We start from the raw sequence: 24,045 nt of genomic DNA, 5'->3' as shown, positions 1-24,045 counted from the left end.
CCGTGCGGACCACTCTCCTACTCGGGTGCTGTCACACCAGTGCTAATGACGGTCTCTGCCCCGCGCGCGCTCTTCTACTCTAGCCCCAGTTTGCTGCGCGACAGCGCGGCGTCGAAGACGGGGCGGCAGCTCCTACAAGGAATGAGGTCAGGGGTTGTCGATCTGTTCGAGCATCCACTTCACAAAATCCCGCACTTTGGGCACTTCCGCCGCGTGCTCCGGGTACGCCAGGTAATAGGCGTCGGTGCTGGGCATTGCATGCTGCCAGGGAATGACCAGTTTGCCGTCGGCCAATTCCTCTTCCACCAGAAACCGTGGCAGCAACGCCACGCCGCAGCCGACTTGCGCCGCGCGAATGCACATATAGAAGGTTTCGAAACGCGGCCCGTGGTAGCTGTGCTCGGTCTGGTAGCCCTGACTGTCGAACCAGTCGTGCCACGCTTGCGGGCGCGACGCATTTTGCAGCAGCACCAGATCGGTGAGTTGCGTCGGATCAGTGAACGGCGTGTCAGGCAGGCTGCCCGGCGCGCACACCGGCACCAGCTCTTCGCCGAACAGCTTCAGGCATTCGGTGCCGGGGCGCGAACCCTGGCCGTAGTAGAACGCCAGATCGCTGCGCCCTTGCAGAAGATCGTCCGCCTCCTGCTCGTTGCACAAATCCAGATGGATTGACGGATGGCGCAAGCGCCAGCCTTTCAAGCGTGGCACCAGCCAACGGGCGCCGAAGGTCGAGGGTGTGGAAACCCGCAGGACTTCGGTCTCACCGCCGTAGGAACGCAGGTAATGCGTCGACATCTCAACCTGGGTAAGGATTTTTCTGACCTCCACCAAGTACAAATCCCCGGCCGGGGTCATCTGCAAGCGGCGGCGTACCCGACGGAACAACAAGTGCTGCAACAATTCCTCAAGCTGCGCGACCTGTTTACTGACTGCGCTCTGGGTCAGGTTCAGTTCCTCGGCAGCCCGGGTAAAACTCAGGTGCCGGGTCACGGCCTCGAAGCACTGCAGCGCGGTGATCGATGGCAAGTGGCGTTTGTTCAGCATGGCGGATCCTTTTCTTGTCTTTCTATGCGCAGCATGAATAAACGGAATGATATCTCGCGTAAAGGTCGTTTGTTGCCTCGCCGTACTGACGCTACAACTAAAGGCCTGCCCGGTCGTGAAATGGCGACCGCACACATTCAGTTTTTTGCTTGAGGAGTGACCCATGGTTGCCGCATTGCTCGATCGTCTTGGTGTGAACCCGGCCCTTTATCAGAACGGCAAAGTGCCGGTGCATTCGCCGATCGACGGCAGCCGCATCGCCGCCGTGAACTGGGAAGGCCCGGCCGAAGTCGAGCAGCACATCAGTCGCGCAGATCATGCGTTCGAGGCATGGCGCAAGGTGCCGGCCCCGCGTCGCGGTGAACTGGTGCGTCAATTCGGTGAAGTGCTGCGCGAGTACAAGGCGGATCTTGGCGAACTGGTTTCCTGGGAAGCGGGCAAGATCACCCAAGAAGGCCTGGGTGAGGTGCAGGAGATGATCGACATCTGTGACTTCGCCGTCGGTCTGTCGCGCCAGTTGTACGGTTTGACCATCGCCTCCGAGCGCCCGGGCCACCACATGCGGGAGACCTGGCATCCGCTGGGCGTGGTTGGCGTGATCAGTGCGTTCAACTTCCCGGTCGCGGTGTGGGCGTGGAACACCACGCTGGCGCTGGTCTGCGGCAACCCGGTGGTATGGAAACCGTCGGAGAAAACCCCGCTGACGGCGCTGGCCTGTCAGGCGCTGTTCGACCGCGTGGTGAAGAATTTCACTGATGCCCCGGCAAACCTGTGCCAAGTGATCATCGGTGGCCGTGACGCCGGCGAAGCGCTGGTCGATGATCCGCGTGTCGCATTGATCAGCGCCACCGGCAGCACCCGCATGGGCCGCGAAGTCGCGCCGAAAGTCGCCGCACGTTTTGCCCGCAGTATTCTCGAACTGGGCGGCAACAACGCGATGATCCTCGGCCCGAGCGCCGATCTGGACATGGCCGTGCGCGCCATCCTGTTCAGCGCGGTCGGCACCGCCGGTCAGCGCTGCACCACGCTGCGTCGCCTGATCGCCCATGAGTCGGTCAAAGAAGAAATCGTCAGCCGCCTCAAAGCCGCGTACGCCAAAGTGCGTATCGGCCATCCGCTGGAAGGCAATCTGGTCGGTCCACTGATCGACAAACACAGTTTCGAAAACATGCAGGATGCCCTGGAGCAGGCGTTGAGCGAGGGTGGCCGGGTGTTTGGCGGCAAGCGTCAACTGGAAGATCAGTTCCCCCACGCGTACTACGTCTCGCCGGCGATCGTGGAAATGCCGGAGCAGAGCGATGTGGTCTGCAGCGAAACCTTCGCGCCGATTCTGTATGTGGTCGGCTACAACGACTTCCAGGAAGCGCTGCGCCTGAACAACGCGGTACCGCAAGGCCTGTCGTCGTGCATCTTCACCACCGATGTGCGCGAGGCCGAGCAGTTCATGTCGGCGATCGGCAGCGACTGCGGCATTGCCAACGTCAACATCGGCCCGAGCGGCGCGGAAATCGGCGGCGCGTTTGGTGGCGAGAAAGAGACCGGTGGCGGTCGTGAGTCGGGTTCGGATGCATGGCGCGCGTACATGCGCCGCCAGACCAATACCGTGAACTATTCGCTGGAGCTGCCGCTGGCGCAGGGCATCACATTCGACTGACAGGTGGAGATCCCCTTGTGGGAGCGAGCCTGCTCGCGAATGCAGTGGGTCAGTCGACATAGATGTTGACTGATATACCGCTTTCGCGAGCAGGCTCGCTCCCACAGGGTATGCAGTGTTTGTTAGGTTTCTGTTGGAGTCTGGCAATGCCGTTACGCGAAGAATGTCTGTGGGAAAAACTTACGCCGCAAAGGCCCGATAACACGGCGCTCAAGGGTGAAGTCAAAGTCGATGTCTGCGTGATCGGCGCCGGTTTCACCGGGTTGTCGGCGGCGCTGCATCTGTTGGAAAAGGGCAAGACGGTCTGCGTGCTGGAAGCCCATCGCGCCGGTCACGGCGGTTCCGGACGCAACGTCGGGCTGGTCAACGCCGGGATGTGGATCCCGCCGGACGAGATCGAAGCCGGGTTCGGCCTGGCGGTCGGCAGCCAGCTCAACCGCATGCTCGGTGCGGCACCGGCGCTGGTGTTCAGCCTTGTGGATAAGTACAACATTGATTGCCAGTTGCGCCGCGAAGGCACCCTGCACATGGCGCACAACGCCAAGGGCGAAGCGGATCTGCGCAGTCGCGAGCAACAATGGAAGCGCCGCGGCGCACCGGTCGAATTATTGACTGGCAAGGCCTGCGAGCAAGCCACCGGCACGCAAAAGATTGCCGCCGCTCTGCTTGACCGTCGTGCCGGGACGCTCAATCCGATGGCTTATGTCACCGGGCTGGCCAACGCGGTGATCGGACTGGGCGGGCAGATGTTTGATCATACGCCGGTCACCCGTCTCGAACGCGTGGGTCAAAAATGGTCGGTGCAGACCGAGCTGGGTTCGGTACTGGCCGAGCAGGTGGTCATCGCCTCCAACGCCTACACCGAAGGCGACTGGACTGAGCTGAAACGTAATTTCTTCCCCGGTTACTACTATCAGGTCGCCTCGGTGCCGCTGACCGAAGACGCCGCCCAGGAAATTCTTCCGGGCGGGCAGGGCTCGTGGGACACCCGTCAGGTATTGAGCAGCATCCGCCGTGACAAGGAAGGGCGCTTGTTGCTTGGCAGCCTCGGCAACGGCAATCAGAAACCCACCTGGTTCCTCAAGGCCTGGGCCGACCGGGTGCAGCAGCATTACTTCCCCAATTTGAAACCCGTCGAGTGGGAGTGCACCTGGACCGGGCGCATTGCGTTCACGCCCGATCACTTGATGCGGCTGTTCGAACCGGCACCCGGTCTGGTGGCGGTTACCGGCTACAACGGCCGTGGCGTGACCACCGGCACCGTGGTCGGCAAGGCGTTCGCCGACTACTTGTGTGACGCAAATCCGCAGGCCCTGCCGATTCCCTTTGCACCGATGCAGCCCTTGAGCGGTGTGGGCTTGCGCAGTTGTCTGTACGAGGCCGGGTTCTCGCTGTATCACGCAGGCCAGTGCCTGCGCATCGTCATTTGAGTGTTGAAATATGTTGCTGGAAGCAGCGCTTTTCGATGCAGCGACTAGCCTGTAATGGTGCGGGTTGTAGCAGTCGCGCACCAGCAGTGTGCAGTTCGGTGACGCGGGCTGTTACAGGCTGGTTGCACGTCGTTTGGTGCCGCGGTTGCAATGATGGCGCGTGCGGGTTGCGCCTGAAAAAATAAATGGTTTCACCTTCCGCGGTTTAGACGGTTGCACGCCCAATGAAAATGGGAACGAAACAGTCGAAATAACAAGAAAGCAGCGACTTTTTGAAGAATAAAAAACCGATGGCACGGCCCTTGCTCTGAGCATCAAGAGAAGTGAAGTCGCAGTGCCAACTAAAAAAAACCTTGGAGCACCACCTCATGTCCCAGACGTTTTACAAGAAAGGCTTTCTGGCCCTCGCAGTGGCTACTGCGTTGGGTGTTTCTGCGTTTGCTCAAGCTGATGTGAAAATCGGTGTAGCGGGTCCAATGACGGGCGCCAACGCGGCATTTGGCGAGCAGTACATGAAGGGTGCACAGGCAGCGGCGGACGCAGTCAACGCGGCGGGCGGCGTCAACGGGGAGAAAATCGTACTGGTCAAGGGCGATGACGCCTGCGAACCGAAGCAGGCCGTAACGGTCGCCAAGGACCTCACCAACCAGAAAGTTGCCGGTGTGGTCGGCCACTTCTGCTCCTCTTCGACCATTCCAGCGTCGGAAATCTACGACGAAGCCGGCATCATCGCGATCACCCCGGGTTCCACCAACCCACAGGTGACCGAGCGTGGCCTGAGCGCCATGTTCCGTATGTGCGGGCGTGATGACCAGCAAGGCATCGTCGCCGGTGACTACATCGTCGACGTGCTCAAGGGCAAAAAGGTTGTCGTGCTGCACGACAAAGACACTTATGGCCAGGGTCTGGCGGATGCCACCAAGGCACAACTGGTCAAGCGCGGCGTCACTCCGGTCCTGTATGAAGGCCTGACCCGTGGTGAAAAAGACTTCAGCACCATCGTTACCAAAATCCGTGGCGCTGGCGCCGATGTCGTCTACTTCGGTGGTCTGCACCCGGAAGCCGGCCCGCTGGTGCGCCAACTGCGTGAGCAGGGCCTGAAAGACGTCAAGTTCATGTCCGATGACGGCATCGTCACTGACGAACTGGTCACCACCGCTGGCGGCCCACAATTCGTCGATGGCGTACTGATGACCTTCGGCGCCGACCCACGCCTGCTGCCAGACAGCAAGACCGTGGTAGACGCGTTCCGCAAGGCCGGCACCGAACCAGAAGGCTACACCCTGTACGCCTACGCCTCGGTCCAGACCCTGGCTGCCGCCTTCAACGGCGCCAAGTCCAACAAGGGCGAAGAAGCCGCTGCATGGCTGAAGAAAAACCCGGTCAAGACCGTCATGGGCGAGAAGACCTGGGACTCCAAGGGCGACCTGAAAGTCTCCGACTACGTGGTTTACCAGTGGGACAAGGACGGCAAATATCACCAGCTGGAAAAACAGAAGTAAGGGCTGATGTGATCGTTTGAACCCCACCAATCCAATGTGGGAGCGAGCCTGCTCGCGAAGACGGAATGACTGCCAACACATGTGTTGAATGATCGACCGCATTCGCGAGCAGGCTCGCTCCCACAGGAACGGTGTGGGACGGGCGGATCGTGGCTGACATTACTCCGACGTAAATCTGTATTTTTCCTAGAAGAGCCGCACACCTCAGGGTGTGCAGGTTCTCACTGCGTGAGATTGCGTTATGGATGGTATTTTCCTGCAGCAACTGGTCAACGGCCTGACCCTCGGGTCGGTCTATGGCCTGATCGCCATCGGCTACACAATGGTCTACGGCATCATCGGCATGATCAACTTCGCCCATGGCGAGGTTTATATGATTTCCGCTTACCTGGCGGCAATCAGTCTGGCGCTGCTGGCGTACTTCGGTATCGAATCCTTCCCGCTGCTGATGCTCGGCACGCTGATCTTCACCATCGTCGTCACGGCGGTGTATGGCTGGGTCATCGAGCGTGTTGCCTACAAACCCCTGCGCAACTCCACCCGACTGGCACCGCTGATCAGCGCCATCGGTATCTCCCTGATCCTGCAAAACTATGCACAGATTGCCCAAGGCGCCAAACAACAGGGCGTGCCAACCCTGCTGACCGGTGCGTGGCGAGTCGAAGTCGGTACGGGCTTCGTGCAACTGACCTACACCAAGGTGTTCATTCTGATCGCGGCGTTTGTGGGCATGGGCCTGCTGACCTACGTGATCAAGTACACCAAGCTTGGCCGCATGTGCCGCGCCACTCAGCAAGACCGCAAGATGGCGTCGATCCTGGGGATCAACACTGACCGGGTGATTTCCTACGTGTTCATCATCGGTGCGGCCATGGCGGCATTGGCCGGCGTGCTGATCACCATGAACTACGGCACTTTCGACTTCTATGCCGGCTTCATTATCGGCATCAAGGCGTTCACCGCGGCGGTGCTCGGCGGGATCGGTTCGCTGCCCGGGGCCATGCTCGGCGGGATCATTCTCGGCATTTCCGAGTCGCTGTTCTCCGGTCTGGTCAACTCCGACTACAAAGACGTGTTCAGCTTCTCGCTGCTCGTACTTGTTCTGGTCTTCCGGCCGCAGGGCCTGTTGGGCCGTCCTCTTGTGTCGAAGGTGTAAGCGATGTCTTCAACCACTCAAAAAAACATCGATATCAAAAAAAGCCTGGTTGAGGCGATTCTGGCCGGCCTGATTGCCCTGATCGTATTCGGCCCGATTGTCGGCGTCGTGCTCGACGGTTACAGCTTCAACCTCGAGACGACCCGCGTGGCGTGGATTATCGGCATCGTCATGGTCGGCCGGTTTGCCCTCAGCCTGTTTCTGCAAACGCCCAAGGGCCTGAAGATTCTCGACGGATTCGAGAGCACCGGCTCCGGTGTGCATGTGCTGCCGGCCGATCACAAATCAAGCCTGCGCTGGATCATCCCGCTGCTGATTGTGATTGCTGTGGCGGTGCCGTTCGTTTCCAACTCCTACCTGCTGGGCGTGGTCATCCTTGGCTTGATCTACGTGCTGCTCGGGTTGGGGCTGAATATCGTGGTCGGTCTTGCCGGTCTGCTCGACCTCGGTTACGTGGCGTTCTACGCCATCGGTGCTTACGGTCTGGCGCTCGGTTATCAATACCTCGGCCTGGGCTTCTGGACGGTGCTGCCGCTGGCGGCGATCACGGCGGGGCTGGCCGGCTGCATCCTCGGTTTCCCGGTACTGCGCCTGCACGGCGACTATCTGGCGATCGTGACCCTGGGCTTCGGTGAAATCATTCGCCTGGTCCTCAACAACTGGCTGTCCCTGACCGGTGGCCCGAACGGTATGCCGGCGCCACTGCCGACGTTCTTCGGTCTGGAATTCGGCAAGCGGGCCAAGGATGGCGGGGTGCCGTTTCACGAGTTCTTCGGCATCGCCTACAACCCGGACGTGAAGTATTACTTCATCTACGCGGTGTTGTTCCTGGTGGTACTGGCCGTGCTGTACATCAAGCATCGTCTGGTGAAAATGCCGGTCGGTCGCGCCTGGGAAGCCTTGCGTGAAGACGAGATTGCCTGCCGTTCGATGGGCCTGAACCACGTACTGGTGAAGCTTTCGGCGTTCACCATCGGTGCCTCGACTGCCGGTCTGGCCGGGGTGTTTTTTGCCACGTATCAAGGCTTCGTCAACCCGACCTCGTTCACCTTCTTCGAATCGGCGCTGATCCTCGCCATCGTCGTGCTCGGCGGCATGGGTTCGACCATCGGCGTGGTGATCGCAGCCTTCGTGTTGACCGTCGCCCCGGAACTGCTGCGCAGCTTTGCCGAGTATCGCGTGCTGCTGTTCGGCATCCTGATGGTGTTGATGATGATCTGGCGACCACGCGGGCTGATTCGCATCAGCCGTACCGGGGTCACTCCACGCAAAGGTGCCATTCACTATGAGAGGACTGCGCCATGAGTGAAGTCGTACTCTCTGTTGAAAAACTGATGATGCATTTCGGCGGCATCAAGGCCTTGAGCGATGTCAGCCTGAAGGTCAAACGCAATTCGATCTTCGCCCTGATCGGCCCCAACGGCGCCGGCAAGACCACGGTGTTCAACTGCCTGACCGGGTTCTATAAGGCCTCTGGCGGCAAGATCGAACTCAACGTGCGTGGCCAGCAGACTAACGTTATCCAGTTGTTGGGTGAGTCGTTCAAACCGACCGATTTTGTTTCGCCGAAATCCTTCCTCAGTCGTATGTACTACAAGATGTTCGGTGGGACTCACTTGGTTAACCGTGCAGGCTTGGCGCGGACTTTCCAGAACATTCGCCTGTTCAAGGAAATGTCGGTGCTGGAAAACCTGCTGGTGGCCCAGCACATGTGGGTCAACCGCAACATGCTCGCCGGCATCCTCAACACCAAGGGCTATCGCAAGGCCGAAAGCGACGCGCTCGATTGCGCGTTCTACTGGCTGGAAGTGGTCGATCTGGTGGACTGCGCCAACCGTCTGGCCGGTGAACTCTCTTACGGCCAGCAACGCCGTCTGGAGATTGCCCGGGCCATGTGCACGCGGCCGCAGATCATCTGCCTCGACGAACCGGCCGCCGGCCTCAACCCTCAGGAAACCGAAGCGCTGAGCGCAATGATCCGGCTGCTGCGCGACGAGCATGATCTGACCGTGGTGCTGATCGAACACGACATGGGTATGGTCATGAGCATTTCCGACCACATCGTGGTGCTGGACCACGGCGTCGTTATCGCCGAAGGCGGGCCTGAAGCCATCCGTAACGATCCGAAAGTGATCGCGGCCTATCTGGGCGCAGACGAAGAGGAACTGGTATGAGCCAACCGATCCTCGAACTGAAAAACCTGGACGTGTTCTACGGCCCGATCCAGGCCCTCAAGGGCGTTTCGCTGCAGATCAACGAAGGCGAAACCGTCAGCCTGATCGGCTCCAACGGTGCGGGCAAGTCGACGTTGCTGATGTCGATCTTTGGCCAGCCACGGGCGGCGAGTGGGCAGATCCTTTATCAAGGCGTCGACATTACCCACAAGTCCTCGCACTACATCGCCTCCAACGGTATCGCCCAGTCGCCGGAAGGCCGGCGGGTGTTCCCTGACATGACCGTCGAGGAAAACCTGCTGATGGGCACCATTCCGATTGGCGACAAGTACGCCAAAGAGGATATGCAACGGATGTTCGAGCTGTTCCCGCGGCTGGAAGAGCGGCGTAACCAACGAGCGATGACCATGTCCGGCGGAGAGCAGCAAATGCTCGCCATCGCCCGCGCATTGATGAGTCGGCCGAAGTTGTTGCTGCTCGATGAGCCGAGCCTGGGCCTGGCGCCGATCGTGGTGAAGCAGATCTTCGCGACGCTACGTGAACTGGCGAAAACCGGTATGACCATTTTCCTCGTCGAGCAGAACGCCAACCATGCGTTGAAGCTGTCGGATCGGGCCTATGTGATGGTCAACGGCGAGATTCGCCTGACCGGCACCGGCAAGGAGTTGCTGGTGAACGAGGAGGTGCGTAACGCCTATCTGGGCGGGCACTGACTGATCCCCAGATACACACAGCCCCGGCGACGCAAGTCCCGGGGCTTTTCTACATCCGTAATTCACCTCAGACCCCCTGTAGGAGCTGCCGCAGGCTGCGATCTTTTGATCTTTAAAAACAACATCAAAAGATCGCAGCCTGCGGCAGCTCCTACATGGAATCCAGCCATGACATCAAGCGGATTTTGAAATTGTGGAAAACAAATTCCGCTACCTGCCAAAGCGCGACATATAGACGCTGCAAATGGCTGTTTTTGCACAGTTTTGACTTGTCCCCGTTTGCTGTGGAGCTGGCTGTGAATAACGTGGGAGTAGCTGGCTGAAGGCCTTTTAAACCGTGGCTTGTAGCGTGGCGGGTGTTTTTTGATCAAGCGTTTTTACGATAGCGATACGCATCGTTGTCAACCTTTTTATAGTCACCCCGGAACAGGTAATTGCAGGGAGGCAAGCCTGTGGATAAGTCTGTGATTAAACTCTGGAAAGACCGCGCTCAGGGCCGTAATTACTGGCCTCGCGCAATCACTGAGGTGATTGCCGGGTCGTGCAAAATGCCATGTCCCGCACATCTGCCACTTCAGGGTCAAGCAAAAAACTTTCCATTTGCGCCGCAAAGCCTTGTGTGGCGCGGCTTTGCGCGTTTCCACTTGCCCCCGGAAACTGTGGAAGGGACTGTGGATAACGTGCGTGCACATGGCTACAGGCCACGCCAGACATAGCGTTGCCGCGATTGGTTGTTTTTTATACAGGTTAGAAGAGTTGCCGGTGATTGCGGGGCCGGGCATGCTGGCCGCTGATTTTCTATTCCAAGGGCTGCTCCGGTGGCCGAAGCAAGGAGAACACGATGTCCAACACCCTGTTTATCACCGGCGCGACGTCCGGTTTTGGCGAAGCCTGTGCCCGTCGTTTCGCCGAGGCTGGCTGGAAACTGGTGCTGACCGGCCGTCGTGAAGAACGCCTCAACGCGCTGTGCGCCGAACTGTCGAAGCAGACTGAAGTGCATGGTCTGGTGTTCGATGTGCGTGACCGCAAGGCGATGGAGGAGGCGATTGCCAACCTGCCGCCATCGTTCGCCAAGCTGCGCGGCCTGATCAACAATGCCGGGCTGGCGCTGGGTGTGGATCCTGCGCCGAAATGCGATCTGGATGACTGGGACACCATGGTCGATACCAACGTCAAAGGCCTGATGTACGCGACGCGTTTGCTGCTACCGCGCCTGATCGCTCATGGCCGTGGCGCCGGCATCATTAACCTCGGCTCCATCGCCGGTAACTATCCGTACCCGGGCAGCCACGTGTATGGCGCGACCAAGGCGTTTGTTAAACAGTTCTCGCTGAACTTGCGTTGCGACTTGCAGGGCACGGGCGTGCGGGTCAGCAACATCGAGCCTGGGCTGTGCGAGAGCGAGTTCTCGCTGGTGCGCTTTGCCGGTGACCAGGAGCGCTACAACGCGACCTACGCCGGTGCCGAGCCGATCCAGCCGCAGGACATCGCCGAAACGATTTTCTGGGTGATGAATACGCCAGCGCACATCAACATCAACAGCCTGGAGTTGATGCCGGTGAGCCAGACCTGGGCGGGTTTTGCCATCGAGCGTAACAAGGCTTAAGACCGGGTTGAGGCATTCGCGAGCAGGCTCGCTCCCACATTGGAATGCGTTTCAACGTGGGAGCGAGCCTGCTCGCGAAGAGGCCAAAACGGTCAAAACATGGCGATAAGGTAAACTCCTCTCGCAACAACCCCACCGCACCCTGCGGTTTTCAAGGTTTTTCGAGGAGTTAAAGTGAGTAACCGAGGTGAGCAGTCGCTGCTCAAACAATCGACCATCCTGATGTTCGCCGTGGCGATCGCCGGGATCGTCACCGGTTTTGTTTCCGGCTCCCAATCCATCCTGTTCGATGGCTTTTTTTCGCTGATCGCCACATTCATCAAAGTCCTGATGCTGATCACTGCCAGGTTGATCGCCAAGGAAAGTAATCACCGCTTCCAGTTCGGCTTCTGGCATCTGGAGCCGATGGTGCTGCTGATCGAAGGCAGTTTCCTGCTGTTGATCGCCATCTACGCGTTTCTCAACGGTGTGTTCGGCATCATCAACGGTGGCCGCGAGATCGAACTGGGCCTGGTGATCATCTACGCGGCAGTGTTTACCGTGGTCGAGTTCGGCTACTTCTTCTATGTGCGCCGGCGCAATCGCAAGCTCAAATCCAGTCTGATCCAGTTCGACAACATCAGTTGGCTGGTGGATGCGATGCTCTCGGTTGGCCTGTTGATCAGTTTCCTCGCGGCGCTGCTGCTCAAGTCCCAGGGCTATGGCGAGTGGGCGAAGTTTGTCGATCCGCTGATCCTGATCGTATTGGCCCTGACCATGCTGCCACCGGCGTTCAAGATTCTTGGTCCGGCGTTGCGTGATGTTTTGGGTATCGCCCCGGATACGCTGGATGAGCAGGTACGTCAGGTGATGGAGGCGGCGAAGGTCGAGCATGGTTTCGATGATTACGTGTCGTATGTGCAGAAACACGGACGGGCACGGTTTATCGAGATTCATGTGGTGTTGCCGGCGGACTATTCGCTGAGCAGCGTCGGTCAGTTGGACGCGTTGCGTGAGGAGATTTCGATGAAGCTGGGCAAACCGGACGCAGCGCGCTGGTTGACGATCAGTTTTACCGGCGACAAAAAGTGGATTGCCTAGAGATCGTGTAACGGCCATTCGCGAGCAAGCCCGCTCCCACATTTGGAATGCATTCTCCTGTGGGAGCGGGCTTGCTCGCGAAAGCGGTGTAGCGGTCAGCGCAAATATTCAGCCAGGCCGCTATAGCAAGTCGCAAGGTGATACGGCGTAGTAGAAGGCATGTCCTTGCGACTCACCTCACCCAACTCATCCCGGCATTCATGCCAGCCACCGGCATGTAGAAAACGCTGCTGCAATGCCTGCAACTGACGCAATACCAACGCCTCGCTGCCCTGACGCAAGGTCAGCGCACGCAAATATTCCGCCTGCGCCCAGATTCGTTGAGCCGAATCCTTCGGCTGCCCATCCTGCCTCAGATCGAGCATCGCCCGCACCGCGCCTGACGGTTGTTCCACGCCGTGATGTTCAGTAAACGCAAACGCCCGATCCAGCGCCGTATGCAGTTTCGAGCCGCGCAACAACGGCGAAGACTCGAGCAGGAAATACCACTCGAACTGATGCCCCGGCTCGTACCAGTTATCCACAGCGCCCAGCGGTTTCTCCATCAACACGCCATGTTGTGGGTCGACGAAGCGTTTGTGCATGGCTGTGCATAACTCGAGCAAAGCCTGTTGCGTCGCCGCGTCTTCACGCACGGCGAGGGTGGCGAGGAAGGCTTCGGCCAAGTGCATCAACGGGTTTTGCAGCGGGCCGGTTTCCAGGGTGATCCAGTCACGATCCAGACAGGCCTCGTATAAACCGTCACCGGTGGCAAAGCGTCGGCCGATGACTTCCAGCGCGGCGTTCAGCGTCGACTCCACCAGCGGCTCACGGGACTTTTCCCAGTAATGTGCGCAGGCAAACAGGATGAACGCGTGGGTGTAGAGATCCTTGCGCTGATCCAGCGGTTTGCCCTGTGGATCGATGCTGTAGAACCAGCCGCCGTGCTCGGCGTCGTGGAAATGTCGTTGCAGGGAGCGGAACAGCGCCGCCGCGCGCACTTCGGCGTTATCCACAACCCCGATCAGGCTGGAAAACAGGTACAGCTGCCGCGCGCAGGCCATCGCCCGATAGCGTTGCGGTGGCAATGGTTGATGCGCGGCGTCCAGCGCTTCATAAGGCAACGCCATGTCGGCGTTCCAGCCCGGGCCTTGCCAGAGGGGCACGATCACGTTGACGAAGTGCTGCTGCACGTCGCTGAACAGGGCGGTCAATTCAGGCAGGGAGTTGGAGCGGGAAGCATGGGGCATTGGCGGACGTCGTCACGGCAGGGGCGATTGCGCGACATGGTAGCAGAGCAGCGGGCTTTAGAGACCCGGTGTCTGTCAGGCCGCCTTCGCGAGCAAGCCCGCTCCCACAGGTTTTGTATACGGCACAAATCCAATGTAGGAGAGCACGGCCAGAGAGACCCGGTGTCTGTCAGGCCGCCTTCGCGAGCAAGCCCGCTCCCACAGGTTTTGTATACGGCACAAATCCAATGTGGGAGAGCACGGCCAGAGAGAGACGGTGTCTGTCAGGCCGCCTTCGCGAGCAAGCCTGCTCCCACAGGTTTTGTATACGGCACAAATCCAATGTGGGAGCGGGCTTGCTCGCGAAGAGGCCAGCACAGGCGCTAAAAAATCAGCCGGCCAACAACCAGGCCCCAGTCATCGCCGACGCCGCGCCTGCAAGACGCACCAATGGCGCCGCAGCCTGAGGCAGAAAGCGAACCACCGCATAACCGGCAGCATGCAGCGCAGCAGTCGCCGCCACAAAGCCTGCGGCATACGCCCAAGGACTGGACATGTCCGGCAACTCCAGCCCATGCGCCACCCCATGGAACAACGCAAACAATGCCGTCGCCGCCACCGCCATCACCAGCGGCGGACGCGCTGCCAGCGCTACGGCCAGGCCCAACGCCAACACCGACGCAGCAATCCCGCTTTCCAGTGCCGGCAATTCCAATCCTTCAAAACCGAGCATGCCGCCTATCAGCATGGTGCCGACAAACGTACATGGCAGCGCCCAACGCGCCGCGCCTTGTTGCTGAGCCGCCCACAAACCGACGGCAATCATCGCCAGCAAATGGTCGAGTCCGCCAATCGGGTGGCTGATACCGGCGATCAAACCGCTATCGCCATGGCCCGGGTGAGCAAAGGCCAGCGCCGGGGTCAGCAGCAGCGCCACGGCGCCAAGAATGCGTTTGAGTGTCATGGGTAAGCTTCCTTGTTGATAAGTGAATCAGGCTGCGCTCAGCAGGCCCTGGCGTTCGATGAAGGCGATGATTTGCTCAAGACCCTGACCGGTTTTCTGGTTGCTGAACACAAACGGCTTGCCGTTACGCATGCGTTTGGTGTCGCTGTCCATCATTTCCAGCGAGGCGCCTACCAGCGGCGCGAGGTCGATCTTGTTGATCACCAGCAGGTCGGACTTGCAGATACCGGGCCCGCCCTTGCGCGGCAGCTTGTCGCCGGCCGAGACGTCAATCACGTAGATGGTCAGGTCGGACAGTTCCGGGCTGAAGGTTGCCGAGAGGTTGTCGCCACCGGACTCCACCAGAATCAGATCCAGCCCCGGGAAGCGCCGGTTCAGTTGATCCACCGCTTCGAGGTTGATCGAGGCGTCTTCGCGGATTGCCGTGTGCGGGCAGCCGCCGGTTTCCACGCCGATGATCCGTTCCGGCGCCAGCGCTTCGTTGCGCACCAGAAAATCGGCGTCTTCGCGGGTGTAGATATCGTTGGTCACTACGGCGAGGTTGTAGCGCTCGCGCAGCGCCAGACACAGGGCCAGGGTCAACGCGGTTTTGCCGGAACCGACCGGGCCGCCGATGCCGACGCGCAGAGGTTGTGTGTTCATATGCTTCTCCAAAATAACAGGCCCTAGGAACGGAACAGTCGGCTGTACTGGCGCTCATGGGCCATGCACGCCAGGGACAGACCGAACGCAGCGCTGCCGATGTGTTCGGGGTTGATTCGGGTGGCGTCCTGCTGGGCTTGTTGCAGCAGCGGCAGCAATTCGCTGGTCAGGCGCTGGGCGGCTTGCTGGCCCAGCGGCAGGGTTTTCATCAACACGGCGAGCTGGTTTTCCAGCCAGCTCCACAGCCACGCGGCGAGGGCGTCCTGCGGGCTGATGCCCCAGGCGCGGGCCGCCAGAGCCCAGCCGAGGGCCAGGTGCGGCTCGGCGCATTGATCGAGGAAGTGGCGTGCCGGTGCGTCGAGTTCAGGCAAGCCGTTGAGCAGTTGCTGCAACGAATAACCCATCTGCCGGCTCTCCAGATGCAGCTCGCGGGTCTCGCGGCTGGCGCGGTGGGTTTCGCAGATCTGCAGCAGTTCGCCCCAGTTTTCCTCGGCAGCGGCCAGGCAATGGGCAAGCAGCAACGGCGCCTCGAAGCGGGCGAGGTTGAGCAGCAGTTGATCGCTGATCCAGCGCCTGGCGCTGTCCGGGTTGTTCACGCGGCCGTTATCCACCGCCATTTCCAGACCTTGCGAATAGCTGTAGCCGCCTATCGGCAATTGCGGACTGGCCAGGCGCAGCAGCGCCCAGGCCGGATTCACAGGCGTACGCCGAACTGGTGGAGTTTGGGCGCGTAGTTGAAGTCTTCGTCGCCGTGCCGCGAATGGTGATGGCCGCCGCCGTAGGCACCGTGTTCCGGCTGAAACGGGGCTTCAATCGCTTCGACCTGTGCGCCAAGCTGTTCGAGCATGGCTTTGAGCACGTAGTCGTCGAGCAGGCGCAGCCAGCCGTCACCGACTTGCAGGGCGACGTGGCGATTGCCCAGGTGATAGGCGGCGCGGGTCAGTTCGAAAGCATTGGCACAGGTGACGTGCAGCAGTTGCTCGGGGCGGGCGCAGACGCGGACGATCCGGCCGTCTTCAGCCTGTAGGTATTCGCCGTCATACAACGGTGGCTGACCGCGCTCCAAAAACAACCCGACGTCTTCGTTCTCGGCACTGAAACAGCGCAAACGGCTTTTGCTTCGTGCTTCGAAGGTCAGGTGCAACTCGGCGGCCCAGACGGGTTGAGGGTCGATTCTGCGATGAATCACCAGCATCGGAAAGCTTCCAGCAGTGGACAATACTCAGGCTAGAGCAAGGGGCTTGCCAATCGGACGAGATGTAGGAAATCCCTGTCGGATCGTAGTGTATGTTTCGAAATGTTGCGGAGATTTGAGAGGTTTTGGTGCATGAAGATTTTTACATGCACCAAATGGAGGCCGTGACGCTGATCCAATTGTGGGAGGGGGCTTGCTCCCGAAAGAGGTGTCTCAGGCAGGCATGTTTCGACGGGCACACTGCATTCGGGAGCAAGCCCCCTCCCACAGGAGATGTATGACTATTTGGAGGGAGGAGGGTTACTCGGTACTGCCGAGCCCTTGCCAGTGCTTGAGCCCGATAAAGATGAAGCGCAGTTGCTGGGTGATCTTCGCCTGTGGCGTCAGATGTTCCGGCAAGGCTTCGGCCGGCGGGTCGATGATGTCCGGCAGGGTGGCGAACACCGATTTGACGATCAGATCCGCCACTACGCTCAGACCCTCCGCGTCCAGATGCTGCAGCTTGGGCATCATCGTCAGGTCGGCGGCCAGATCGGAGCTGATGTTCTCGCGCAAACGACCGATCGCCTGGCGAACCGGCAGCGAACCGCCGTACTGCTCGCGAGCGAGAAACAGAAACTGCGAGCGGTTGGCGCTGACTACATCGAGAAAGATCCGCACCGACGCATCGATGATGCCGCCCATGACGAACTCGTTATGGCGCACCAGGCGGATGGTTTCGCGGAAGGTCTGGCCGACTTCACTGACCAGCACCAGACCGAGCTCGTCCATATCGGCAAAATGCCGGTAGAAACCGGTGGGCACGATGCCGGCGGTTTTCGTCACTTCGCGCAGGCTCAGGCTGCCGAATCCTCGGCCGCTTTCCATCAGGTGGCGGGCAGCGTCCATCAGGGCGTTGCGGGTCTGTTGCTTCTGTTCGGCGCGGGGCAGCATCGCAAGGTGTGTTCTTCGACAAGACAAGCGCCGCACTCTAGCAAATCGGCTTTATCGGCGTCGAACGGCAGCGGGGGATGCAGCGGGGAAATAACGACTTATTAATAGCAACAGCTGGAAAGTCAAAAGCCCAATCCGCTGATTGGGCTTTTTTTCCGGGCCGCCATGGGCTTAGCTCAAGGCGCTGTTGCGTTCGATTACACGGTCACCACCACCTTCGGCGAGTTGACCCTGTGGGGTTTTGTCGTAGCCGTCTTCGACCAGACCTTTTTCTTCGAGGCGGTTGCGACCGTTTTCGGCAAGTTGACCTTGTGGAGTCTTGTCGTAGCCATCTTCAGCCAGGGTCTGACCTTGTGGAGTTTTGTCATAACCGTCTTCGGCGAGGGTTTGACTGAACACCGAGTGGCTGTCTTTTACTTGCGGAGTAGCCTGGTCGGCAGCGGGCAGGGCGAAAGCAGTGCTGGCTAGCATCGACAGGGTAAGGCTGAGCAGTAATTGGCGTTTCATGATGGGTTGCTCCTTGGGAGGGCGATAAAGTGGGTACGAGGGCAATGCTACTCTCGATAAGTCGATATGAAAGTTCATAAACGCAATGGTAATAATCAACAGAATTGATTGTTCTGGCGGGAGGCTCTAGACCGGGCCTTTCAGAGATGTGCTTTTGCACCGCAGTGGGTATTTTCGACCCACTCGTGCCTCGCAAAAGTGCGGGGGGCGGTAACGCTGTTCGACCGATCAGTCAGAATTAGCGTGATTTTTTGCGGCGGAATCTGCCTTTCGATTAAACCTGCGGGCCTTTTGCCAGTCACAGATTTCATAGGGGCCGCTTTGGCCCGCCGTTTCAGCTGTGCGCCGGGTTTTCGGCGTGCAGTGGTGATCAGGAGTTTTGTGCATGACGCGCACCGGGAAAATCTTCAGCTGGACCTTCGCCATCCTCGTACTGCTCTTGGCGGTACTGGTGTTGATCATCGTGTTCTTCGACTGGAACCGAATCAAACCGCCGCTCAATGCCAAAGTTTCGCAAGAACTGCACCGACCGTTTGCCATCAACGGCAACCTCGCAGTGATCTGGCAGCGCGAGCCGGATGAGGGCGGCTGGCGTGCCTGGGTGCCGTGGCCGCATGTGGTCGCCGAGGATTTGCGCCTGGGCAATCCTGACTGGTCGAAGAAACCGCAGATGGTCACGCTCAAACGCGTTGAACTGCGTATTTCACCGCTGGCCTTGCTGGCGCAACGAGTAGTGATTCCGCGCATCGACCTGACCGAACCCAACGCCGAGTTGCAGCGCCTGGCCGACGGCCGCGCCAACTGGACGTTCAAGTTCGATCCCAAGGATCCGAATGCCGAGCCGTCGAACTGGGTGGTCGATATCGGCGCCATCAAGTTCGACAAGGGCCACGTCACCCTTGATGACCAGACGCTTAAAACCAATCTTGATGTGCTGATCGATCCGCTGGGCAAGCCGATTCCTTTCAGCGAGATAGTCGGGGACAAAGTGGCGAAAACCGCGCAGGACAACGGCGGCGCACTGCAGGACTATGCTTTTGCCTTGAAGGTCAAAGGTCAGTACCACGGCCAGAATCTCACCGGCCAAGGCAAGATCGGCGGGCTCCTGGCCTTGCAGGACGCGAGTAAACCGTTCCCGCTGCAGGCCCAGGCGAAAATCGGCGACACCAGCATCGAGCTGGCCGGCACCTTGACCGATCCACTCAACCTTGGCGCCCTCGACCTGCGTTTGAAACTGGCCGGCGCCAGCCTCGGCAACCTTTACCCGCTGACCGGTGTGACCCTGCCGGACACGCCGCCGTATTCCACCGATGGCCACTTGATCGCCAAGCTGCATGACGAGGCCGGGGCGAAATTCACCTATGAGAAATTCAACGGCAAGATCGGCGGCAGCGACATCCATGGTGACCTGACCTACGTCGCCAGCCAGCCACGGCCAAAACTCAGCGGCGCGCTGCTGTCCAATCAACTGCTGTTCGCCGACCTCGCGCCATTGATCGGCGCCGACTCCAACGACAAGCAAAAGGCCCGTGGCGGCGAGAGCAAGCAACCGGCGGACAAAGTGCTGCCGGTGGAAGAATTCAAGACTGACCGCTGGCGTGCGATGGACGCCGATGTCGAGTTCACCGGCAAGCGCATCGTCCACAGCGAGAAATTGCCGTTCACTGACCTTTATACCCATCTGAAACTCAACGATGGTGAACTCAGCCTGGAGCCGCTGCGTTTTGGCGTGGCTGGCGGCAATCTGGACGCGCAGATCCGCCTCAACGGTCGCACCGAACCGCTGGAAGGCCGGGCGAAGTTGACGGCGCGCAGGTTCAAGCTCAAGGAGCTGTTCCCGACCTTCGAGCCGATGAAAACCAGTTTCGGTGAGCTTAATGGTGATGCTGATATCACCGGTCGCGGTAACTCGGTGGCCAAGCTGCTGGGCGGTGCGAATGGCAATCTGAAGATGCTGATCAACGACGGCGCGATCAGCCGTGAATTGATGGAACTGGCCGGGCTCAACGTCGGCAACTACGTGGTCGGCAAGATCTTTGGCGACAAGGAAGTGAAGATCAACTGCGCGGCGGCGGATTTCGATATCAAGACTGGCCTGGCGACTACGCGGCTGTTTGTCTTCGACACCGAGAACGCGATCATCTACATCGATGGCACGGCGAACATGGCCACCGAGCAACTGGACCTGACGGTGACGCCGGAATCCAAGGGCTGGCGCTTGATCTCGTTGCGTTCACCGCTGTATGTGCGCGGCAAGTTCATCAAGCCGGATGCGGGGGTCAAAGCCGTGCCGTTGTTGCTGCGTGGGGCGGGGATGGTTGCACTGGGGGTGATTGCCGCGCCGGCGGCAGGCCTGTTGGCGCTGGTGGCGCCAAGCGGTGGCGAGCCGAATCAGTGTGCGCCGCTGCTGGAGCAGATGAAGGCCGGCAAGGCACCTGTGACCGTCAAGCCAAGCAAGTAACCATTTAGCGTCCCTCCCGATCGTTCCCGCGCTCTGCGTGGGAACGCCTCAACGGACGCTCCGCGTTCGGCATTAAAAAGGCACGCAGAGCGTGCCGGGCTGCGTTCCCACGCAGAGCGTGGGAACGATCAGTCATCAGGTATCAGAGGTCGTTCAGGATGTCGGCCATGTCATCGGCATGCTCTTCTTCCTGCGCGAGGATGTCTTCGAAGATGCGCCGGGTAGTCGGGTCTTTCTCACCGATGTACTGAATGATCTCGCGGTAGCTATCGATGGCGATCCGCTCGGCGACGAGGTCTTCGTAGACCATTTCCTTCAAGGTGTTGCCGGCCACGTACTGCGCGTGGGACATTTTCGACAGCATGTCGGGGTTGAATTCCGGCTCGCCGCCCAGTTGCACGATACGCTCGGCCAGACGGTCGGCGTGCTCGGCTTCCTGGTTCGCGTGCTCGAGAAACTCTTCAGCGGCGACGTGGGCCTTCACGCCGTTGGCCATGAAGTAGTGACGTTTGTAGCGCAATACGCAGACCAGCTCGGTGGCCAGCGATTCGTTGAGCAAGCGCAGCACTTCTTCACGGTTAGCGCTGTAACCTTCGGTCACCGCGCCGTTTTCCACGTGTTGCCGTGCGCGTTCACGCAGGGTTTGAACATCAGACAAATGCAGGTCGCTCATTTCAATCTCCTGGAGGCTAATCCGATTGGCGCCACGCTCTACAGTCGTGATCACCTACCCAGGTTGTGAGTCCTGGGCGATGCAAAAAGTTTTATGGGATTTTCCCGCCATCCTGTCGCCGGCCCGTCAAGCGGCTGTCGGCAGACTGCTCGTCGAGTTGTCATCATTGCAGCGGATGCTTGGCGGGCGTTTTGCACGCCTTGCATCCATTCACCGACCACAAGGATGTTTGCCCATGTCGACGCGTTATCCGCTGGTGCTGGTGCCGGGAATGCTGGGGTTTATCCGGCTTGTGCTTTATCCGTATTGGTACGGGATCATCAAGGCGTTGCGCCGTGGTGGTGCGACGGTGATTGCGGTGCAGGTTTCGCCGCTCAACTCCAGCGAGGTGCGGGGCGAGCAATTGCTGGCGCGGATCGAGGAGATCCTGCGCGAGACCGGTGCCGCCAAGGTCAACCTGTTCGGCCATAGTCAGGGCTCGCTGACGGCGCGTTATGCAGCGGCAAAACGCCCGGATCTGGTGGCCTCGGTAACGTCGGTGGCGGGGCCCAATCACGGTTCCGAACTGGCCGACTATCTGCAAAAAAACTACCCGGCCGACAGCGTCAAGGGCCGAATCCTTGAAGCGCTGCTGCGCCTGATCGGCTGGCTGATGGCGGTGTTGGAAACCGGTTACCACGGACCGAAACTGCCGGTGGATATCCACGCCTCGCACCAATCGCTGACGACTGAGGGGGTGGCGCTGTTCAATCAGCGTTATCCACAGGGCTTGCCCGAGACTTGGGGCGGGCACGGGCCGGAAGAGGTCAACGGCGTGCGCTACTACTCGTGGTCGGGGACGTTGCAGCCGGGCAAGACTGATCGCGGCGGTAATCTGTTTGACGGGACCAATCGCAGTTGTCGGTTGTTTGCCAAGACTTTCGTGCGTGAGCCGGGGCAGTGCGACGGGATGGTCGGGCGTTACAGCTCACATCTGGGGACGGTGATTGGCGATGACTATCCGCTGGATCACTTCGACATCGTCAACCAGTCGCTGGGGCTGGTCGGCAAGGGCGCCGATCCGGTGCGGCTGTTTGTCGAGCATGCGGCGCGGCTAAAAGCTGCGGGGGTCTAACAGTTCCATCAGGTTATCGTTCATCGCTGGCAAGCCAGCTCCCACAGGTTTTGTGTTGAACACAGATTTTGCGAACAACCCAATCCTTGTGGGAGCTGGCTTGCCAGCGATGAGGCCTGATCAGGCAATGCTGGCCCGGCGGCCCAGCACGGTGGTCCAGCGCTCAGACAAAATCACCCCACCCAAAGTCAGCAAACCGCCGACCAGGTGATACATCGCCAGTTGTTCTTTAAGCACCACCGCCGCAATCAGCGCGGTAATCAACGGCAGCAAATTAAAGAACAGCGTCGTCCGACTCGGCCCCAAACGCTGCACCGCCTGCATCCACGCCAAGGGCGCGAGCATCGAAGCCAGCAGGCACGCATACAGCACCAGCGGAATGTTCTGCAGCGTCAGCCCGGTTTTCGGTGAAGCGGCGTACAGCGGAAACAGCACCACAATCGCTACCAGCACCTGCAAATACAACAACACCAGCGGTGGTAAACGCAGCTGCCATTTTTTCAGCAAGGTGCTGTAAATCGCATAGGCCAGAGTGGCGATCAGCATCATCGCGTCACCCAGGTTCACCCCGTGTTGCAGCAGCGCGCCGAGACTCCCGGACGACACCACCACCAACACTCCGGCGAACGACAATACCGCGCCAACCAGCGCACCGGCCGTCAGGCGCTGGCCGAGGCTGATGATCGCCATGGCCAGCGACATCAATGGCATCAGCGACAGGATGATGCCCATGTTGGTCGCCGTGGTCAGGGTCGCGGCGAAGTAGGCCAGGCTCTGATACACCGCCATGCCGAGGACGCCGAGGACAAAAATCTTGCCCAGGTTGGGGCGAATCTGCGGCCAGTGCGCGATCACCTGTTTAAGCATAAATGGCGTGAACAACAGACCCGCCAGCAGCCAGCGGTAGAAACCGATCTCGGCCGGGAAGATCGCACCGACCGCGAGTTTGTTGATCACGGTATTGCCGGCCCAGATAAAAATCGCCAGCAGAGGAAAAGCGTATTGCATGCGTTGAAACCAGTACGTTGATGAAACGTGATTATCCCCTGTCTGGATGCAGCCCTATACTTCGAACCAGACAACCTGCCTCTGAAACCGGACAGCATGAACAGTAAACACATCGATCTGCTGGATTTCAGCGAACTGCCGTCGGCGGTGTACTTTCGCTACGCCGACTTCAACGCCCACGAATTCGCCGCGCCACACCGCCATCCGTGGGGCACGCTGGAGTACGCCGCTCACGGCGTGCTGCACATGGACGTCGACGGCAGCCGTTTCATGTCGCCGCCGCAATACGCGGTGTGGGTACCGCCGCAGGTCGAGCACAGTTTCTACAGTCATCAACCGGTCAACTATCGCGCGGTGTGTCTCGACCCCAAGGTCTGCGCCGAGTTGCCCGGGCGCGCCTGCACGTTGGCGATCAGCGATATTCTCAAAGCGATTCTCAGAGACTTCGCCGCGCGCGATGTGAAGATTCCTGCTCTCGACGCCGATCAGCGACTGGCGCAGGTGTTGGTTGATCAACTGCGACAGGCGCCGGTGCATGAGTGTTATCTGCCGTATGCGAGCAGCCCGGGATTGCTGGCGATTCTTGAAACCCTCCAGGCCGAACCGGGCAATAACCAGCCGCTGGCGCACTGGGCGGCGCAGGTGCATGTGAGCGAGCGCACGTTGGCGCGGCAGTTCGTGCGTGAATTGGGCATGAGTTTCGGTGAGTGGCGTCAGCGCCTGCGTTATCTCGCCGCGATCGAAGCGCTGGAAACATCGCGCAGCGTGCAGGAGATCGCCTTTGATCTTGGCTACAGCAGCGGCTCGGCCTTCATCGCGATGTTTGCCCGTCAGGCCGGGTGCACACCTGAGCACTACCGCCGAAACAATATGTTTTGATTGGTTGGTTTCTTGAAAAGTCAGCGGTTTTTGTCACTTGCGCCGTTGCAGCGATTGCGAAGTCTGCACGGCGAAAAGTGCTGCATAACATTGTTTGGGAAT

At 59.7% G+C, this 24,045-nt stretch carries 22 protein-coding genes; 12 read left to right on the top strand and 10 right to left on the bottom strand.

Annotated features, from left to right (window positions below; genetic code table 11):
- Window positions 1-147: 147 nt before the first annotated feature.
- Window positions 148-1,044, bottom strand: a complete 897-nt coding sequence (locus CKW18_RS07820; protein ID WP_095188312.1) for a LysR family transcriptional regulator — start codon at window positions 1,042-1,044, stop codon at window positions 148-150.
- Between the two features lie 163 nt (window positions 1,045-1,207).
- Here CKW18_RS07820 and CKW18_RS07815 point away from each other — a divergent pair, with 163 nt between their 5' ends.
- From CKW18_RS07815 to CKW18_RS07770, 9 genes are all read left to right on the top strand, one after another.
- Window positions 1,208-2,698, top strand: coding sequence for an aldehyde dehydrogenase family protein (locus tag CKW18_RS07815; protein ID WP_095188311.1), 1,491 nt, complete (start codon window positions 1,208-1,210; stop codon window positions 2,696-2,698).
- 146 nt (window positions 2,699-2,844) lie between these two features.
- Window positions 2,845-4,128, top strand: a complete 1,284-nt coding sequence (locus CKW18_RS07810; protein WP_095188310.1) for an FAD-binding oxidoreductase — start codon at window positions 2,845-2,847, stop codon at window positions 4,126-4,128.
- 368 nt (window positions 4,129-4,496) lie between these two features.
- Window positions 4,497-5,630, top strand: a complete 1,134-nt coding sequence (locus CKW18_RS07805) for an ABC transporter substrate-binding protein (RefSeq protein WP_007915892.1) — start codon at window positions 4,497-4,499, stop codon at window positions 5,628-5,630.
- 241 nt (window positions 5,631-5,871) lie between these two features.
- Window positions 5,872-6,786, top strand: coding sequence for a branched-chain amino acid ABC transporter permease (locus tag CKW18_RS07800; protein ID WP_016771918.1), 915 nt, complete (start codon window positions 5,872-5,874; stop codon window positions 6,784-6,786).
- Window positions 6,787-6,789: 3 nt separating this feature from the next.
- A complete protein-coding gene (gene livM, locus CKW18_RS07795) occupies window positions 6,790-8,091 on the top strand; it encodes a high-affinity branched-chain amino acid ABC transporter permease LivM (RefSeq protein ID WP_095188309.1) in 1,302 nt (433 codons plus the stop codon).
- Window positions 8,088-8,960 carry an ABC transporter ATP-binding protein gene (locus tag CKW18_RS07790; protein WP_095188308.1) on the top strand — a complete coding sequence of 291 codons (873 nt, stop codon included), beginning with the start codon at window positions 8,088-8,090 and terminating at the stop codon, window positions 8,958-8,960. The genes livM and CKW18_RS07790 overlap by 4 nt, the downstream gene beginning before the upstream one ends.
- Window positions 8,957-9,673: an ABC transporter ATP-binding protein gene (locus tag CKW18_RS07785; protein WP_095188307.1), complete on the top strand. Its 717-nt coding sequence runs from the start codon at window positions 8,957-8,959 to the stop codon at window positions 9,671-9,673. The genes CKW18_RS07790 and CKW18_RS07785 overlap by 4 nt, the downstream gene beginning before the upstream one ends.
- Window positions 9,674-10,514: 841 nt before the next feature.
- The gene (locus CKW18_RS07775; protein ID WP_095188306.1) at window positions 10,515-11,279 is read left to right on the top strand and encodes an SDR family oxidoreductase; all 765 of its coding nucleotides are present in this window, start codon (window positions 10,515-10,517) and stop codon (window positions 11,277-11,279) included.
- Between the two features lie 174 nt (window positions 11,280-11,453).
- Window positions 11,454-12,359, top strand: coding sequence for a cation diffusion facilitator family transporter (locus tag CKW18_RS07770; RefSeq protein ID WP_095188305.1), 906 nt, complete (start codon window positions 11,454-11,456; stop codon window positions 12,357-12,359).
- Window positions 12,360-12,454: 95 nt separating this feature from the next.
- Here the strand turns inward: CKW18_RS07770 and CKW18_RS07765 are convergent, their stop codons facing one another.
- The 7 genes from CKW18_RS07765 to CKW18_RS07735 all read right to left on the bottom strand — a co-directional run bounded on the left by CKW18_RS07765 (window position 12,455) and on the right by CKW18_RS07735 (window position 17,808).
- A complete protein-coding gene (locus tag CKW18_RS07765; protein WP_095188304.1) occupies window positions 12,455-13,588 on the bottom strand; it encodes an AGE family epimerase/isomerase in 1,134 nt (377 codons plus the stop codon).
- A 370-nt stretch (window positions 13,589-13,958) separates the two neighbouring features.
- Entirely contained in the window at window positions 13,959-14,531 is a 573-nt protein-coding gene (locus CKW18_RS07760) for a HupE/UreJ family protein (protein WP_095188303.1), read from the bottom strand.
- A gap of 27 nt (window positions 14,532-14,558) precedes the next feature.
- The gene (ureG, locus tag CKW18_RS07755) at window positions 14,559-15,173 is read right to left on the bottom strand and encodes an urease accessory protein UreG (protein ID WP_095188302.1); all 615 of its coding nucleotides are present in this window, start codon (window positions 15,171-15,173) and stop codon (window positions 14,559-14,561) included.
- Between the two features lie 23 nt (window positions 15,174-15,196).
- The gene (locus tag CKW18_RS07750) at window positions 15,197-15,871 is read right to left on the bottom strand and encodes an urease accessory protein UreF (RefSeq protein ID WP_095188301.1); all 675 of its coding nucleotides are present in this window, start codon (window positions 15,869-15,871) and stop codon (window positions 15,197-15,199) included.
- Window positions 15,868-16,368, bottom strand: a complete 501-nt coding sequence (ureE, locus tag CKW18_RS07745) for an urease accessory protein UreE (RefSeq protein ID WP_095188300.1) — start codon at window positions 16,366-16,368, stop codon at window positions 15,868-15,870. The genes CKW18_RS07750 and ureE overlap by 4 nt, the downstream gene beginning before the upstream one ends.
- A gap of 300 nt (window positions 16,369-16,668) precedes the next feature.
- Window positions 16,669-17,301: a TetR family transcriptional regulator gene (locus tag CKW18_RS07740; RefSeq protein ID WP_095188299.1), complete on the bottom strand. Its 633-nt coding sequence runs from the start codon at window positions 17,299-17,301 to the stop codon at window positions 16,669-16,671.
- 171 nt (window positions 17,302-17,472) lie between these two features.
- Window positions 17,473-17,808, bottom strand: coding sequence for a hypothetical protein (locus CKW18_RS07735; protein WP_095188298.1), 336 nt, complete (start codon window positions 17,806-17,808; stop codon window positions 17,473-17,475).
- A gap of 385 nt (window positions 17,809-18,193) precedes the next feature.
- On the opposite strand from CKW18_RS07735, the gene CKW18_RS07730 reads away from it, so the two are divergent.
- Window positions 18,194-20,269, top strand: coding sequence for an AsmA family protein (locus CKW18_RS07730; protein WP_095188297.1), 2,076 nt, complete (start codon window positions 18,194-18,196; stop codon window positions 20,267-20,269).
- Between the two features lie 142 nt (window positions 20,270-20,411).
- Here CKW18_RS07730 and CKW18_RS07725 read toward each other — a convergent pair whose 3' ends face one another.
- Window positions 20,412-20,942 carry a bacterioferritin gene (locus tag CKW18_RS07725; protein WP_095188296.1) on the bottom strand — a complete coding sequence of 177 codons (531 nt, stop codon included), beginning with the start codon at window positions 20,940-20,942 and terminating at the stop codon, window positions 20,412-20,414.
- 235 nt (window positions 20,943-21,177) lie between these two features.
- On the opposite strand from CKW18_RS07725, the gene CKW18_RS07720 reads away from it, so the two are divergent.
- The gene (locus CKW18_RS07720; RefSeq protein ID WP_095188295.1) at window positions 21,178-22,056 is read left to right on the top strand and encodes a triacylglycerol lipase; all 879 of its coding nucleotides are present in this window, start codon (window positions 21,178-21,180) and stop codon (window positions 22,054-22,056) included.
- A gap of 120 nt (window positions 22,057-22,176) precedes the next feature.
- Here CKW18_RS07720 and CKW18_RS07715 read toward each other — a convergent pair whose 3' ends face one another.
- A complete protein-coding gene (locus CKW18_RS07715; RefSeq protein ID WP_095188294.1) occupies window positions 22,177-23,064 on the bottom strand; it encodes a DMT family transporter in 888 nt (295 codons plus the stop codon).
- Between the two features lie 96 nt (window positions 23,065-23,160).
- On the opposite strand from CKW18_RS07715, the gene CKW18_RS07710 reads away from it, so the two are divergent.
- Window positions 23,161-23,943, top strand: coding sequence for a helix-turn-helix transcriptional regulator (locus CKW18_RS07710; RefSeq protein ID WP_095188293.1), 783 nt, complete (start codon window positions 23,161-23,163; stop codon window positions 23,941-23,943).
- Window positions 23,944-24,045: the final 102 nt, after the last annotated feature.

It is taken from the genome of Pseudomonas sp. Irchel 3E19 (genome assembly GCF_900187585.1).
GTDB lineage: Bacteria > Pseudomonadota > Gammaproteobacteria > Pseudomonadales > Pseudomonadaceae > Aquipseudomonas > Aquipseudomonas baetica.
The sequence above is the reverse complement of the archived record's forward strand: the minus strand, read 5'-3'. Positions and strand labels throughout refer to the sequence as shown.

Excerpts from the sequence above, each read along its gene's own strand:
- CKW18_RS07820 (WP_095188312.1), bottom strand. The coding sequence starts at position 1,044 with ATGCTGAACAAACGCCACTTGCCATCGATCACCGCGCTGCAGTGCTTC.
- CKW18_RS07800 (WP_016771918.1), top strand. The coding sequence starts at position 5,872 with ATGGATGGTATTTTCCTGCAGCAACTGGTCAACGGCCTGACCCTCGGG.
- CKW18_RS07715 (WP_095188294.1), bottom strand. The coding sequence starts at position 23,064 with ATGCAATACGCTTTTCCTCTGCTGGCGATTTTTATCTGGGCCGGCAAT.
- ureE (WP_095188300.1), bottom strand. The coding sequence starts at position 16,368 with ATGCTGGTGATTCATCGCAGAATCGACCCTCAACCCGTCTGGGCCGCC.
- CKW18_RS07810 (WP_095188310.1), top strand. The coding sequence starts at position 2,845 with ATGCCGTTACGCGAAGAATGTCTGTGGGAAAAACTTACGCCGCAAAGG.
- CKW18_RS07765 (WP_095188304.1), bottom strand. The coding sequence starts at position 13,588 with ATGCCCCATGCTTCCCGCTCCAACTCCCTGCCTGAATTGACCGCCCTG.
- CKW18_RS07815 (WP_095188311.1), top strand. The coding sequence starts at position 1,208 with ATGGTTGCCGCATTGCTCGATCGTCTTGGTGTGAACCCGGCCCTTTAT.
- CKW18_RS07735 (WP_095188298.1), bottom strand. The coding sequence starts at position 17,808 with ATGAAACGCCAATTACTGCTCAGCCTTACCCTGTCGATGCTAGCCAGC.
- CKW18_RS07790 (WP_095188308.1), top strand. The coding sequence starts at position 8,088 with ATGAGTGAAGTCGTACTCTCTGTTGAAAAACTGATGATGCATTTCGGC.
- livM (WP_095188309.1), top strand. The coding sequence starts at position 6,790 with ATGTCTTCAACCACTCAAAAAAACATCGATATCAAAAAAAGCCTGGTT.
- CKW18_RS07720 (WP_095188295.1), top strand. The coding sequence starts at position 21,178 with ATGTCGACGCGTTATCCGCTGGTGCTGGTGCCGGGAATGCTGGGGTTT.
- CKW18_RS07725 (WP_095188296.1), bottom strand. The coding sequence starts at position 20,942 with ATGAGCGACCTGCATTTGTCTGATGTTCAAACCCTGCGTGAACGCGCA.
- CKW18_RS07785 (WP_095188307.1), top strand. The coding sequence starts at position 8,957 with ATGAGCCAACCGATCCTCGAACTGAAAAACCTGGACGTGTTCTACGGC.
- CKW18_RS07740 (WP_095188299.1), bottom strand. The coding sequence starts at position 17,301 with ATGCTGCCCCGCGCCGAACAGAAGCAACAGACCCGCAACGCCCTGATG.
- CKW18_RS07730 (WP_095188297.1), top strand. The coding sequence starts at position 18,194 with ATGACGCGCACCGGGAAAATCTTCAGCTGGACCTTCGCCATCCTCGTA.
- CKW18_RS07805 (WP_007915892.1), top strand. The coding sequence starts at position 4,497 with ATGTCCCAGACGTTTTACAAGAAAGGCTTTCTGGCCCTCGCAGTGGCT.
- CKW18_RS07710 (WP_095188293.1), top strand. The coding sequence starts at position 23,161 with ATGAACAGTAAACACATCGATCTGCTGGATTTCAGCGAACTGCCGTCG.
- ureG (WP_095188302.1), bottom strand. The coding sequence starts at position 15,173 with ATGAACACACAACCTCTGCGCGTCGGCATCGGCGGCCCGGTCGGTTCC.
- CKW18_RS07760 (WP_095188303.1), bottom strand. The coding sequence starts at position 14,531 with ATGACACTCAAACGCATTCTTGGCGCCGTGGCGCTGCTGCTGACCCCG.
- CKW18_RS07775 (WP_095188306.1), top strand. The coding sequence starts at position 10,515 with ATGTCCAACACCCTGTTTATCACCGGCGCGACGTCCGGTTTTGGCGAA.